Here is a 13,503-nt window from a genome sequence, read left to right on the forward strand (position 1 = left end):
GTCCCCGTGCCCACCACCAGAGCGCCGGGTTCCGGCGAGCAGCCCCTCGACCCGGAGTTCCTGGCCCTGCCGCTCGCTGCGCTGGCCGACGCCGCGTTGACCACCGCGCTGGAACTCGGCGCCAGCCACGCCGACCTCCGCGCCCAGCGACTGCGGTCCGGTTCGCTGTCGATCCGCGACACCGCACTCGAGTCGTCCACCGATGGAGTCGAGACCGGTTATGCCGTCAGGGTTCTCGTCGATGGCACGTGGGGTTTCGCCGCCGCGGTGGTACCGACCCCGGAGGCCGCGGCGGCCACCGCGCGCCGGGCCGTCGAGGTCGCCCGCGCCCTGCACGGGGTCGCCGGCGAGCGGGTGGAGCGGGCCGACGAGCCGGTGCACGCCGACCAGGTGTGGGTGAGCCGGTACGAGGTCGACCCGTTCGACGTCCCCGTGCAGGACCGCATCGCCCTGCTGCTGGACCGCTCCGAACGCCTGCTCGCCGCCGACGGGGTCGCGCACACCGCCGTCGCGGTGTCCCACGTGAAGGAGAACACCTTCTACGCCGACACCGCCGGGACGACCACCACCCAGCAGCGCGTCCGCATCGAGCCCGCGCTGACCGCCGTCACCGTCGACGTGGCCACCGGCGCCTTCGAGGACATGAGCACGCTGGCCCCGCCGGCCGGGCGCGGCTGGGAGTACCTCGTCGACGGCTGGGACTTCGACGCCGAGATCGCTTCCCTGCCGGTGCATCTGGCCGAGAAGGTGAAGGCGCCGTCGATCACCGCCGGCCGCTACGACCTGGTCGTCGATCCCACCAATCTCTGGCTGACCATCCACGAGTCCATCGGGCACGCCACCGAGTACGACCGGGCCATCGGCTACGAGGCCGCCTACGCCGGCACCTCGTTCGCCACCCCCGACCAGCTCGGGACCCTCCGGTACGGCTCCCCGCTGATGACCGTCACCGGTGACCGCACCGTCGACCACGGCCTGGCCACCGTCGGTTTCGACGACGACGGGGTCGCCGGGCAGCGGTGGGACCTGATCACCGACGGCGTGCTCACCGGGTACCAGCTCGACCGGGTCTTCGCCCGCCGGCTCGGCCTGGACCGGTCGAACGGCTGCGCGTTCGCCGACTCCCCGTCGTCGATCCCGTTGCAGCGCATGGCCAACGTCAGCCTGCAACCCGACCCCGCCGGTGGCAGCACCGCGGATCTCATCGCCGGCGTCGACGACGGCATCTACGTGGTGGGCGACAAGTCGTGGTCCATCGACATGCAGCGCTACAACTTCCAGTTCACCGGGCAGCGTTTCTACCGGATCCGGAACGGCGAGCTGGCCGGTCAGGTGCGCGACGTCGCCTACCAGGCCACCACCACCGACTTCTGGGGGGCGATGGACGCCGTGGGCGGGCCCTCGACGTATCTCCTGGCCGGCGTCTTCACCTGCGGCAAGGGCCAGCCCGGTCAGACCGCGCCCGTCTCGCACGGCACCCCCAGCGCACGGTTCCGCGCCGTGTCCATCCTCAACACCGAACAGGAGGGCCGATGACACCCGCCTCCGGCGCCCTGCCCCCCGCCGGCCCGGCCACGCCCGGGCTGCTCGCCCCGCAGGACATCGTCGAGATCGCGCTGGCCGCCTCCCGCACCGACGGCTGCATCGTCATCGTGCAGCCCACCAGCCGGGCGAACGTGCGATGGGCCAACAACACCGTCACCACCAACGGCGTCTCGGACACGCTGACCTGGTGGGTGATCGCCGTGCAGGGCGGTGCCGCCGGCACCGTGGCCGCCTCGGCCTCCGCAGCCGGGAGCCGCGAACAGGTGGCGGAGACCGTCCGGCAGGCCGAGGACGCCGCCCGGGCCGCCGCGCAGGCCGGCCCGGCGCAGGATCTGCAGCCGCTGGTCGGCACCGGCGACGACAGCACGGGCACGGACGACGCGGCGTTCGCCACCGCCCCCGCGCAGACCTCGTTCGCGGTCTACCGGGACCTGCTGCCCACTCTCGGTGCCGCGTTCGGCGCCGCGCGGAGCCGGGACGAGATCCTGTACGGCTTCGCCCGGCACGAGCAGGCCACCACCTACCTGGGGACGTCCACCGGGCTGCGGCGCCGGTGGGTGCAGCCGACGGGCACCGTCGAGCTGAATGCCAAGTCGGCCGACCTGGCCCGCTCGTCCTGGAGCGCGTTGTCCACCGCGGATTTCGTGGGCGTGGACGTGTCCGCGATGGCCGACAACCTGTCCGAGCGGCTCGGCTGGAGCACCCGGCAGATCGAGCTGCCCGCCGGCCGGTACGACACCCTGCTGCCGCCCACCGCCGTGGCCGACTTCATGATCCCGCTGGTCTGGCGGGCCGGTGCCCGCGCCGCGCACGAGGGCCGGTCACCGTTCTCCGCGCCGGGCGGCGGCACCCGCGCCGGTGAACGCCTCACCGATCAGGCCCTGTCGCTCTACACCGACCCGCTGGCCGACGGTATCGAGACGGCACCGTTCGTGGTCGCGGCCGAGTCGTCGGAGGATCTGTCGGTCTTCGACAACGGCGCCCCGGTCGGCCGGACCACCCTGGTGCAGGGCGGCGCCGTCGGGTCGCTGGCCCACACCCGCGCCTCCGCGCAGCGGTACGACGAACCGTTCACCCCGGTGACCGACAACCTGACCCTGATCGGCGGCGACCAGCGGCGCACCACGGCCGACCTGATCGCCGGGCTGGAGCGCGGTCTGCTGCTCACCTCGCAGTGGTACCTGCGCGAGGTCGACCCGCAGAGCATGCTCACCACCGGCGTCACCCGGGACGGGGTGTTCCTCGTCGAGGGCGGCGAGATCGTCGGGGCCTGCAACAACTTCCGGTTCAACATGTCACCGCTGGACGTGCTGCGCCGGGCCGGGGACGTCGGCGCCACCCAGCCCACCCTGTCCCGGGAGTGGAGCGACTGGTTCACCCGCACCGCCATGCCGCCGATGGTCGTGCACGACTTCGTCATGTCGTCGGTCTCCCAGGCGAAGTAGCCACGACGGCCTCAGGACCAGCACGCCCGGAACGCAGAACCGCCCGGTCCCCCACGAGGGGGGACCGGGCGGCTTCGTCCTGTCGGGTGGGCGCAGCTATCTGGCGCCGGCCCGCCGCTTGGAGTACACGTCGAAGGCGACCGCGGCCAGCAGCACCGCGCCCTTGATGACCTGCTGGTACGCGATGTCCACGCCCAGGATGGACATCCCGTTGTTGAGCACGCCGACGGTGAGACCACCGACGATGGCCCCGATGACGCGGCCGACACCACCGGTCACCGCGGCGCCGCCGATGAAGGCCGCGGCGATGGCGTCGAGCTCGAAGGCGTTGCCGTTCGTCGGGTTGGCCAGGTTCAGCCGGGCCGCGAAGACCACACCGGCCAGGGCGGCCAGCACGCCCATGTTCACGAAGACCAGGAAGGTGACCTGCTTGGCCTTGATGCCGGACAGCTCGGCCGCATGCAGGTTGCCGCCGATGGCGTAGACGTGGCGGCCGATGACCGAACGGGTCATCAGCGCCGAGTACACGAGCACCAGCACGGCCAGGATGATCAGGATGTAGGGCAGGCCCTTGAACAGGGACAGCTTGACCGCGAAGTACATGATGGCCAGGCCGCTGATCACCATGCGGGCGGTGAACGCACCGGTGGAACTCACGCCCTGGTTGAACTTCGCCCGATTCCGCCGGGCCTTGATCTGGGTGAACAGCAGCGCGGCGACCGCCACCAGACCGAGCACCAGGGTGAACACGTCGGCGGAACCGCCGCCCAGCCCGGGGATGTTCGGCAGGTCGATGTAGCCGCCCACCCCGTCGATGAAGCCGGAGGAGAAGAAGTTCCGGAAGCTGTCCGGGAACGGCGAGATCTGCAGACCGCCCAGGGCCAGCAACGTGGCACCGCGGAAGATCAACATCCCGGCCAGGGTGACGATGAACGCCGGCACCCCGAAGTAGGCGACCCAGAAGCCCTGCCACGCCCCGACCAGACCGCCGATGAGCAGCACCAGGACGACGCCGGCCCAGATCGGCATGCCCATCCGGACGATGAACACCCCGGCCATGGCCCCGGCGAACCCGACGATGGACCCGACCGAGAGGTCGATGTGCCCGGCGATGATCACGATGACCATGCCGATGGCCAGGATCAGGATGTGCGCGTTCTGCACGATGAGGTTCGAGATGTTCTGCGGCACCAGGATCGTGCCGTCGGTGAGGATCCCGAAGAGCAGCAGGATGACGATGAACGCGATGAAGATGCCGCTCTGCCCCAGGCTGCGCCGTGCGGTGGTCAGGAACGACCCGCCCGGGCCGCTGGGGATCTGCGGCGCCGGGTTCTTGGTGATGCCCGCGTTCACTGCCATGACGGTCCGTTCTCCTTGCTGGTGGTGTTCAGGGGGGCGGCGCTGTCGTTCTGCGTGCTGCCGGTCCGGGCGTCGTCGAGGTGTCCGCCGGCCAGCGGGTCCTCGTCGGCGGTGAGCGCCTCGGCCGGGACGTCGGTGAGGGGCGCCTGGTCGCGGGTCATGAACTGCATCAGCACCTCCTGCGAGGCCTGCGCGCGGTCCACCTGACCGGTGATGCGACCCGCGGACAGGGTGTAGATGCGGTCGCACAGGCCGAGCAGCTCGGGCAGCTCCGAGGAGATGACCAGGACGCCCTTACCGGCGTCGGCCAGCTGGTTGATGATCGTGTAGATCTCGTACTTCGCGCCGACGTCGATACCGCGGGTCGGCTCGTCCAGGATGAGCACGTCCGGGTCGGAGTAGATCCACTTGGACAGCACGACCTTCTGCTGGTTGCCGCCGGACAGCTTGCCGACGACGGACAGCACCGAGGGCGCCTTGATGTTCATGCTGTCGCGGAACTCGTTGGCGACCTGGAACTCCTGGCCGTCGTCGACCCAGCCGCGGGTGGCCAGCTTGTCCAGGGAGGCCGCCGAGATGTTCCGCTTGATGTCCTCGATGAGGTTGAGCCCGTAGACCTTGCGGTCCTCGGTGGCGTAGGCCAGACCGTGGTCGATGGCCTCGCGCACCGTCCTCGGGCGGATCTCCTTGCCGTCCTTGAACAGCTGACCGGAGATGCCGGAGCCGTAGGAACGGCCGAACACGCTCATCGCCAGCTCGGTGCGGCCCGCGCCCATCAGGCCGGCCAGCCCGACGATCTCGCCGCGGCGGATGGTGAGGTTGGCCTTGTCGACCACCAGGCGGTCCTTGTGCTGCGGGTGGTGCACCGTCCAGTCCTGGATGCGGAACAGCTCATCGCCGACGTTCGAGACGTGGTCGGGGAAGCGCTGGTCGAGATCGCGCCCGACCATGGCCTTGATGATCCGGTCCTCGGTGACACCGTCGGCCATGCGCATGGTCTCGATGGAGCGGCCGTCGCGGATGATCGTCGTGGCGTCGGCCACCGCCTTGATCTCGTTGAGCTTGTGCGAGATGACGATGCAGGTGATGCCCTCGTTGCGCAGGCCGCGCAGCAGGCCCAGCAGGTGGGCGGAGTCGACGTCGTTCAGCGCGGCGGTCGGCTCGTCCAGGATGAGCAGCTTGACCTGCTTGGACAGGGCCTTGGCGATCTCCACCAGCTGCTGCTTGCCCACGCCGATGTCCATCACCCGGGTGGTCGGGTTCTCGTGCAGCCCGACGCGCTCGAGCAGATCGGCGGCGTCGGCGTTGGTCTGGTTCCAGTCGATGACCCCGCGGCGGGAGCGCTCGTTGCCCAGGAAGATGTTCTCCGCGATGGAGAGGTACGGCGACAGCGCCAGCTCCTGGTGGATGATCACGATCCCCCGGGCCTCGCTGTCGCGGACGGTGGAGAACTTGCAGACCTGCCCGTCGAAGACGATGTCGCCGTCGTAGGAGCCGTGCCCGTACACCCCGGAGAGCACCTTCATCAGGGTCGACTTGCCGGCGCCGTTCTCGCCGCAGATCGCGTGGATCTCCTGCCGCTCGACGGCCAGGTTGACGTCCTGCAGGGCCTTGACGCCCGGGAATTCCTTGGTGATGCCGCGCATTTCGAGGATGGTGTCGGCCATCGACCGTCCTGTCTGTGGATGGGCTCGTGCCCGGTCGTGGTGGTGGCCACCGGACCGGGCCGGTGAAGGAGCAACGGCGCCCCACCGGCGCCCGGTGAGGGGTCGCCGGCGGGACGCCGTCGGATCAGCGGAGTTACTTGAGCTCGTCCGCGGTGTAGTAGCCGGAATCCACGAGGACCTGCGCGTAGTTGTCCTTGTAGACCGTGACCGGGTTCAGCAGCTGGGTCGGGACGACCTTGTTGCCGTTGTCGTACGTGGTGGTGTCATTCACGGCGGGCTCGCTGCCGGCCAGGATGTTCGCGGCCATGTTGACGGCGGCGGCGGCCAGGTCGCGGGTGTCCTTGAAGATGGTGGCGTACTGCTCACCGGCGATGATCGACTTGACCGAGGCGACCTCGGCGTCCTGCCCGGTGACGATCGGGTAGGCCTGGCCCGAGGTGCCGTAGCCGTTGCTCTTCAGGGCGCCCAGGATGCCGATGGACAGGCCGTCGTACGGGGACAGCACCCCGTCCACGCGGGTGCCGTCGGCGTAGGTGCTGGTCAGCAGGTTCTCCATGCGGGCCTGCGCGGTGGCGGGCTCCCAGCGGAGGATGGCGACGGTGTTGAAGTCGGTCTGCCCGCTCTTGACCACGAGGGTGCCTGCGTCCAGGTAGGGCTTCAGGGTCTCCATCGCACCGTTGAAGAAGAAGGTGGCGTTGTTGTCGTCCGGCGAACCGGCGAACAGCTCGATGTTGAACGGCCCGGTGGCGGTGCCCTTGCTGCCGTCCTGGTTCAGCAGACCCAGGCCCACCAGCAGGGAGGTGGCCTGGTCGACGCCGACCTGGAAGTTGTCGAACGTCGCGTAGTAGTCGACGTTCGGGCTGTTGCGGATGAGCCGGTCGTAGGAGATGACCTTGATGCCGGCGTCGGCCGCCTGCTGCAGCTGGCTGGTCAGCGCGGTGCCGTCGATCGAGGCGATGATCAGCAGCTTGGCGCCGTTGGTGATCTGGTTCTCGATCTGGTTGACCTGGGTCGGGATGTCGTTCTCGGCGTACTGGAGATCGACCTGGTACCCGGCCGCCTCGAGCTGGGACTTGACGTTGTTGCCGTCGTCCACCCACCGCTCGGACTGCTTGGTCGGCATGGTGACGCCGATCAGCTCACCGTTGCCCTGGGGCAGCGCGGTCGCGGCGGACGAGGTGGCCGATCCGCCGGTGCTGCCGGAGGTGGCGGCCGACGACGACGCACCCGAGCTGGACGCGGCGGCCGACGACGCAGGACTGGACGCCGCGGCCGACGTGGCGGCGGCGGTGGTGGTTCCGGCGGCCGTGGTGCGGCTGGCGGAGCAGGCAGCCATCGAGATGACCATGCCCACCCCCAGCGCGGCAGCAAGCACTCTCTTCATGGTCATTCCTGGCTCCTCCTCGAGACCGAGACACTGTGCGGTGTCTCCTGTTCGCGCCCCACCGACCGGTAACCGGACCGGGCCCACGACACCGGGCAGATGCTCGGGAGGGGGCCGGACCGGAGGGGGACAGCCGCCGAAACGAACAGAGAACGACGGCGGGTGTGGGCGCATGTGAAGGTTAACGTCGGAGGGAAGGGTGTCAAGGAGGACAGGGGGACATCGGACGTAACGGTCACGCAACAAAGGTGTGCTGGGCCGGATCCGCTCACTCTCCGGCAGTGTCGGTCACAGGCGGACCTCCGACACCCGACCGTCAGGTGGAGCCCACCCATTCCTCGGTGCCGTCGGTGAACACCTGCCGCTTCCAGACCGGCAGGCGGCGCTTCACCTCGTCGACGAGCTCCTGGCAGGCGCTGAACGCCTCCCCCCGGTGGGCGGCGGCGACCGCCGCGGCCAGGGCGACCTCCCCGATCCCCAGCAGACCCACCCGGTGGGACACCGCGACGGCCAGCACGCCCTCGCGGGCCGCGATGTCGGCGGCGACCTCGGCCACCACCGCCGCGGCACCGGGGTGGGCCTGGTACTCCAGTTCGGTGACGCCGCGACCACCGTCGTGGTCCCGCACGACGCCGCTGAACGAGACCACCGCCCCGGCCTGCGGTCCGTCCACCGCCGCGATGTGCGCGGCCAGATCGAGCACGGCTTCGCCGACCCCGGTCAACGCCACCGTGCCGCTCATGCCACGCCCCCGCCGGGGCGGTGGTCCCCGCCGCCGCCGATCTGATCCAGCGCGTGCCCGAGCACCCGGTCCAGCACGGCCAGCCCGTCGCGGACGCCCCCGGTGGAACCGGGCAGGTTGACCACCAACGTGCGCCCGGCGATCCCGGCCAGACCGCGGGACAGCACGGAGGTGGGCACGGCGTCGCCGCCGGACCGCCGGATCGCGTCGGCCAGACCGGGGATCTCGACGTCGAGCAGCTCGCCGGTGGCCTGCGGGGTGGTGTCCGTCGGGGACAGCCCGGTACCGCCGGAGGTGAGGACGAGCGCGGCACCGAGGGCGGGATCGACGGCGGTGCGCAGTGCCGCACCGACGGCCGGGCCGTCGGCGACCACCTGCGGCTCGGCGACCGTGAACCCGCGGGCGGCGAGCCAGTCCCGGATGACCGGGCCCGTCCGGTCCGGGTACACACCGGTGGCAGCACGCGTCGACGCGATCACCACCACGGCGGTGCGACCGGAGCCGACGGGGGCCGGGGCGGTGGTGTCGGATCCGTGTGCGTCGGTGCCCTGCATGTCAGCGTCCCTCCGGTCGGACCCAGGACCCGGTCTTGCCGCCGTCCTTGGTCTCCACGCGCAACCCGTCCATCACCGCGGCCGGGTCCACGGCCTTGATCATGTCGTGCAGGGTCAGGCCGGCGACGGCGGCGGCGGTGAGCGCCTCCATCTCCACGCCGGTGCGGTCGGTGGTGCGCACCCGGGCCGAGATGGCGATCTCGCTCCCCGCGGCCCGCAGGTCGACGGTCACCCCGGACAGGGCGATGGGGTGGCACAGCGGGATCAGGTCGGGGGTGCGCTTGGCCGCCATGATCCCGGCGATGCGGGCGGTGGCCAGCGCGTCCCCCTTGGGCAGACCGTCCCGCAGCAGCAGGTCGATCACCTCGGCGGTCGTCCGCACCACGGCGGTGGCCACGGCCGTCCGCGCGGAGACCGCCTTGTCGGTGACGTCGACCATGCGGGCGGCGCCGGCGGCGTCGACATGGGTCAGGGCCGGGCTGGGGGCGTCGGGCATGGACCCATCCTCCCCCTGCGGACCCGCGTCAGCTCACCGCCGAGGACAGCGCCGCGGACTCCTTCGCCCCACCACCGGTGCGCCCCATGCCGGAGGCCTGCACGATGGCGCGGGCCACCGCGGTGGCGACCTTCTCGTCGAACACGCTGGGCACGATGTAGGACGCGTTCAGCTGGTCGGGCGCGACCACGTCGGAGATGGCGTGCGCCGCGGCGACCAGCATCTCGTCGGTGATGTGCCGGGCCTGCGCGTCCAGCAGCCCACGGAAGACGCCCGGGAAGGCGAGCACGTTGTTGATCTGGTTCGGGAAGTCCGACCGCCCGGTGGCCACGACCGCGGCGTACTGCTGGGCCTCCAGCGGATCGATCTCCGGGTCCGGGTTGGCCAGCGCGAACACCACGGCCCCCTTGGCCATCGCCGCGACGTCGGCACCGTTGATCACGTTCGGCGCGGACACCCCGATGAACACGTCGGCCCCCACGATGGCGTCGTGCACGGTGCCCTGCAGGCCGGCCCGGTTGGTGCGGGCGGCCACCGCCGCGAGGTTCGGATCCATGCCGGGGCGGCCGTCGTACACCACGCCGGCGATGTCGCAGGCGACGATCTCGCCGGGCTGCTGCAGCAGCAGCAGGTTGATGATCGCGTTGCCGGCGGCACCCACCCCGGAGACGACGATCCGGCAGTCGGTGATGTCCTTGCCGACCACGCGCAGCGCGTTGCGCAGGGCGGCGACCACTACGATGGCCGTGCCGTGCTGGTCGTCGTGGAACACGGGGATGTCCAGCAGCTCGCGCAGCCGGCGCTCGATCTCGAAGCAGCGCGGGGCGGCGATGTCCTCGAGGTTGATGCCGCCGTAGACCGGGGCCAGCAGCTGGACGGTGCGGATGATCTCCTCGGTGTCCTGGGTGTCCAGGCACACCGGCCAGGCGTCGACGCCGGCGAACTTCTTGAACAGCGCGGCCTTGCCCTCCATGACGGGCAGGGCGGCGGCGGGGCCGATGTTGCCCAGACCCAACACTGCACTGCCGTCGGTGACCACGGCGACGGTGTTGCGCTTGATGGTGAGGCGGCGGGCGTCCTCGGGGTTCTCGGCGATGGCCTGGCAGACCCGCGCCACACCCGGGGTGTACGCACGGGAGAGGTCGTCGCGGTTGCGCAGCGGGACCTTGCTGGTCACCTCGATCTTGCCGCCCAGGTGGACCAGGAACGTCCGATCGGACACCTTGCGGACGGTGACGCCGGGCATCGCGTTGACCGCCGCGGTGATGGCCTCGGCGTGCGACTCCGACAGCGCGTTGGCCGAGAGGTCGACGACCATCAGGCCCGCCGCGGACTCGACGACGTCGAACGCGGTGATCACCCCGCCGGCCTGACCGACCGCGGTGGTGAGATCGCCGGCGGCGGAGGCGGACGGCGGTGCGGCCACGCGCATCGTGATCGAGTAACCCGGACCCGGCACCGCCATGGCAATCACTCCCTGTTCCCGGGCACGCAGCTGTGCGTACCGCGCAGGAACTGTATCGAGATCGCCGATGCCCGCGGGGGATGTGGTCATAGAGAACGCGTGCTGTGACGGGGAACGCCACACAACCCCGCAGAACACTGCACGACCCCGCAGACACCACGGTCAGCCCGGGCGGTCGACGTCCGCCCCGCCGGCCAGGTCGCCGCACTCGACGAGTCGGGCGGGATGCCGCGCCAGGTACGGGCCGGCGCCGCGATCACCGGTGGCCAGCTCGACCACCCCGGCCCAGTGGTCCCGGCCCAGCAGGACGGGATGGCCGGGGGTGCCCCGGTAGGCGGCCCGGACCAGCACGGCCGGACCCGCCCCACCCTGGGCGAGCACCCGGTCGACCACTGCCGCGGTGACGTCGGGCAGATCGACGAGTTGGACCAGCGCGGCCTGCACCTCGGAGCCGAGTGCCGCCAGGCCGACGCGCAGACTGCCGCCCATGCCGGAGGCGTGATCGGGATTGACCACCGAGCGCACCCCGGCGGGCAGCACCGCCCGGACCTGCACGGCCGCCGCACCCAGCACGACCAGCACCTCGTCGCAGCCGGCCAGGCTGCGCAGCGCCCGCAGGACCCAGGGCTCGCCGTCGGCGCCGTCCCGAGCCAGCGCCTTGGGCCCCCCGAACCGCCGCCCCGATCCGGCGGCCAGCAGCAGGCCGGCCACCGGAGCGGACACGGTCAGCGGTTGATGACCGTGGTGGGGTGCTCGTAGGGGAGGTCCTCGGGCTTGAGCGGGAACTCCAGGTCACCGAACGGCGAGTGCGCGCCCTGGATGTCGCTGATCAGCTCGTTGACCGGGTGTTCCTTCTCGGGCCACGTGGGGTCGACGCCCTTGGTCTTCTTCTTGCCGGCCATCCGGTCCTCCTGTCTCACCCCGGGCGACGGCCCGGGGACACGGTCCCCGCCAGTCTCCCCCGCCCGGGCGGCGGCGGGAAGCCGCCCCCGCCCGGGCCCGGATCAGCGGATCCCGGTGCGGGCCAGGCCCTGCACGAAGTACCGCTGGAACAGCACGAACAGGATGACCATCGGCGCCACCATCACCAGCGACAGCGCCATGATCGCGCCGTAGTTCGCCGAGTACTGGCCGCGGAAGTCGGTGACCAGACCGATGGGCAGGGTGAACGACTGCTCGTTGCCGAAGAACACGATGAGCGGCCACGCGAAGTCGTTCCAGACGTTCATGAACGACAGCAGGATCAGCGTGGCGATCAGCGGCTTGCTCAATGGCAGAACGATGGAGACGAACGTGCGCCAGCGGCCGGCCCCGTCCACCCGGGCCGCCTCGAGCAGCTCGTCCGGGATGGCCAGGAAGAACTGCCGGGCCAGGAATATCCCGAACGCCGCGGCCGCGGTGGGCAGGATGACCGCCCACACGTTGCCGTACAGACCGGCCTGCGCGATCAACCGGAACTGCGGAACCATGATCGCCTGGACGGGGATCATCATCGTGGACAGCAGGACCAGGAACAGCGCCGAGCGCCCGCGGAAGCGCAGTTTCGCGAAGGCGAACCCGGCGAGCAGGTTGACCACGACGGTGATCGCCGTCGTCACCACCGCGATCATCAGCGAATTGCGGAACCAGGTGCCGACCGGATACCGGCGGAACGGCTCGGAGAAGTTCTCCAGCGTCAGTTCCGTCGGGAACAGGTGCAGCCCGGGCGCGTAGAGCGCGTCCCGGGTGGAGAACGCGGTCTGCAGCATCCAGTAGAACGGGAACAGCATCACCGCACTGATGACGACGGCCAGCACCAGCCGGATCCACCAGAACGTCCCGTGGGTCGATCCCCGCGGGCGATGGGTGGCCTCGGGAACGGGAGCCGCCGCCGCGGCGGCCGGTAGCGAGACGGACGAGGCGGTCATCAGTCCTCCGCGGCGGAGTTGCGGCGCCACAGCACCAGGGTGAACACCATGGTGATCGCGAAGATGACGACCCCGACGGCGGCGGCATAGCCGAGCTGGCCGGGTCCGTGCTCGTCGAAACCGACCTTGTAGGCGTAGGTCACGATCATGGTCGTCGCGTTGTTCGGTCCGCCGCTGGTCATCGCGAAGACGGTGTCGAACACCTGGAACGAGTAGATCAGGTTCATCACGACCAGGAAGAACGTGGACGAGCGCAGCATCGGCCAGGTGATGGCGGTGAACCGCTTCCACGCGCCGGCCCCGTCGAGCTGGGCCGCCTCGTAGAGCTGCGGGTCGATGGCCTGCAGACCGGCCAGATAGATGATCATGTCGAAGCCGACCCGGATCCACAGCGTGACCAGCACGACCGCGGTCATCGCCCAGCCCGGGTTCGACTGCCACGACGGACCGCTCACCCCGAACGCGGCGAGCACGTTGTTCACGAAACCGTCGTACTGGTCAAAGATCCAGGCGCCGAGCATGCCGACGGACACCCCGGAGATGACCAGCGGCAGGAAGATCACCGAGCGGAAGAACGCCCGGGCCGGCATCACCGAGTTCAGCAGGATGGCGATCCCGAGCCCGAGGGCCATGCCCGTCGGCACCGTGGCCACGGTGAACACCACGGTGTTGCGCAGCGACTCCCAGAACACCGGGTCCGTGGTCAACCCGACGAAGTTGGACATGCCGATGTTGACCGGGTCGCCCAGCGACTCGTACCGCTGGGTGGCGATCCAGAAGGCCAGACCCAGCGGCACGAGCAGGAAGACCACGATGAGCAGCAGGTTCGGGGCCATGAACCAGGCCGCGGCCCGGCCCTGCTCCCCGGACCGGCGGTTCTGCCTCGCCGGCGCCGGCGGCGGGACCGCCGAGGTCGGGCGGTCGATCAGCGTCACGGGG

The 13,503-nt window shown here is 70.6% G+C and carries 13 protein-coding genes; 2 read left to right on the forward strand and 11 right to left on the reverse strand.

The genetic code is table 11. The annotated features are described in order from the left end of the window. Positions 1-6 precede the first annotated feature (6 nt). Both J2S58_RS08800 and J2S58_RS08805 read left to right on the forward strand, forming a co-directional pair. On the forward strand, positions 7-1,536 hold the full coding sequence (locus J2S58_RS08800) for a TldD/PmbA family protein (RefSeq protein ID WP_205255704.1): 1,530 nt from the start codon (positions 7-9) through the stop codon (positions 1,534-1,536). After that, positions 1,533-2,990 (forward strand): metallopeptidase TldD-related protein, encoded by a 1,458-nt coding sequence (locus tag J2S58_RS08805; RefSeq protein ID WP_205255703.1) that lies wholly within the window; start codon positions 1,533-1,535, stop codon positions 2,988-2,990. Before J2S58_RS08800 ends, J2S58_RS08805 begins: the two co-directional genes overlap by 4 nt. A 96-nt stretch (positions 2,991-3,086) precedes the next feature. Here J2S58_RS08805 and mmsB read toward each other — a convergent pair whose 3' ends face one another. From mmsB to J2S58_RS08860, 11 genes are all read right to left on the reverse strand, one after another. Next, a complete protein-coding gene (gene mmsB / locus J2S58_RS08810) occupies positions 3,087-4,349 on the reverse strand; it encodes a multiple monosaccharide ABC transporter permease (RefSeq protein WP_205255702.1) in 1,263 nt (420 codons plus the stop codon). Further along, positions 4,340-6,016: a multiple monosaccharide ABC transporter ATP-binding protein gene (gene mmsA / locus J2S58_RS08815; RefSeq protein WP_205255701.1), complete on the reverse strand. Its 1,677-nt coding sequence runs from the start codon at positions 6,014-6,016 to the stop codon at positions 4,340-4,342. Before mmsA ends, mmsB begins: the two co-directional genes overlap by 10 nt. Positions 6,017-6,149: 133 nt before the next feature. Continuing rightward, complete coding sequence (chvE, locus tag J2S58_RS08820) at positions 6,150-7,406, reverse strand: multiple monosaccharide ABC transporter substrate-binding protein (protein ID WP_275889275.1); 1,257 nt, start codon at positions 7,404-7,406, stop codon at positions 6,150-6,152. Positions 7,407-7,716: 310 nt separating this feature from the next. Further along, complete coding sequence (locus tag J2S58_RS08825; RefSeq protein ID WP_205255700.1) at positions 7,717-8,142, reverse strand: molybdenum cofactor biosynthesis protein MoaE; 426 nt, start codon at positions 8,140-8,142, stop codon at positions 7,717-7,719. Continuing rightward, complete coding sequence (locus J2S58_RS08830) at positions 8,139-8,624, reverse strand: MogA/MoaB family molybdenum cofactor biosynthesis protein (RefSeq protein WP_344470062.1); 486 nt, start codon at positions 8,622-8,624, stop codon at positions 8,139-8,141. The genes J2S58_RS08825 and J2S58_RS08830 overlap by 4 nt, the downstream gene beginning before the upstream one ends. A 73-nt stretch (positions 8,625-8,697) precedes the next feature. Beyond that, complete coding sequence (moaC, locus tag J2S58_RS08835; protein ID WP_205255698.1) at positions 8,698-9,192, reverse strand: cyclic pyranopterin monophosphate synthase MoaC; 495 nt, start codon at positions 9,190-9,192, stop codon at positions 8,698-8,700. A 28-nt stretch (positions 9,193-9,220) separates the two neighbouring features. After that, positions 9,221-10,657, reverse strand: a complete 1,437-nt coding sequence (locus tag J2S58_RS08840) for a malic enzyme-like NAD(P)-binding protein (protein WP_205256049.1) — start codon at positions 10,655-10,657, stop codon at positions 9,221-9,223. Between the two features lie 162 nt (positions 10,658-10,819). Further along, positions 10,820-11,380 (reverse strand): nucleotidyltransferase family protein, encoded by a 561-nt coding sequence (locus J2S58_RS08845; RefSeq protein WP_205255697.1) that lies wholly within the window; start codon positions 11,378-11,380, stop codon positions 10,820-10,822. 2 nt (positions 11,381-11,382) lie between these two features. After that, positions 11,383-11,559 carry a hypothetical protein gene (locus J2S58_RS08850; RefSeq protein WP_205255696.1) on the reverse strand — a complete coding sequence of 59 codons (177 nt, stop codon included), beginning with the start codon at positions 11,557-11,559 and terminating at the stop codon, positions 11,383-11,385. Between the two features lie 102 nt (positions 11,560-11,661). Next, the gene (locus J2S58_RS08855) at positions 11,662-12,564 is read right to left on the reverse strand and encodes a carbohydrate ABC transporter permease (protein ID WP_205255695.1); all 903 of its coding nucleotides are present in this window, start codon (positions 12,562-12,564) and stop codon (positions 11,662-11,664) included. Further along, the gene (locus J2S58_RS08860) at positions 12,564-13,499 is read right to left on the reverse strand and encodes a carbohydrate ABC transporter permease (protein ID WP_205255694.1); all 936 of its coding nucleotides are present in this window, start codon (positions 13,497-13,499) and stop codon (positions 12,564-12,566) included. Before J2S58_RS08860 ends, J2S58_RS08855 begins: the two co-directional genes overlap by 1 nt. Positions 13,500-13,503 lie beyond the last annotated feature (4 nt).

Origin of the sequence: Nakamurella flavida, assembly GCF_030811475.1 — a bacterium.
Classification (GTDB): domain Bacteria; phylum Actinomycetota; class Actinomycetes; order Mycobacteriales; family Nakamurellaceae; genus Nakamurella; species Nakamurella flavida.